The organism is Microbacterium karelineae, from assembly GCF_009745985.1.
Classification (GTDB): Bacteria; Actinomycetota; Actinomycetes; order Actinomycetales; family Microbacteriaceae; genus Microbacterium; species Microbacterium karelineae.
Window position 1 is genome coordinate 1 of the sequence record NZ_WFIX01000124.1, and the last position, 386, is coordinate 386.

The 386-nt window shown below is 39.6% G+C and carries 1 pseudogene; it reads right to left on the reverse strand.

Annotated elements, in window-relative coordinates:
* Nucleotides 1-386: pseudogene (locus GB932_RS22195) on the reverse strand (ADP-forming succinate--CoA ligase subunit beta); the annotation flags it as partial.

Below are 386 nucleotides of genomic sequence, written 5' to 3' on the forward strand. Positions count from 1 at the left end.
ATCTCTTAAGATGATTCCGAAAGCAGTCTGTACTCTCTGAGCATCTGCAGTACCACCTACGTCAAGGAAGTTTGCAGGGTTACCACCAGATAATTTGATGATATCCATAGTCGCCATTGCAAGACCAGCTCCGTTTACCATACAAGCAACGTTACCATCAAGTTTTACGAAGTTAAGACCTGCTTCACCAGCTTCTACATCCATTGGATCTTCTTCTCTTGTATCTCTCAGTTCTGCTAAGTCTTTGTGACGGAACAATGAGTTGTCATCTAAAGTTACTTTAGCATCTACAGCGATAATTTTGTTATCGGAAGTTTTTAATACAGGGTTGATTTCGAAAAGAGATGCATCAATACCTGTGTAAGCATTATAAAGAGAACCGATAA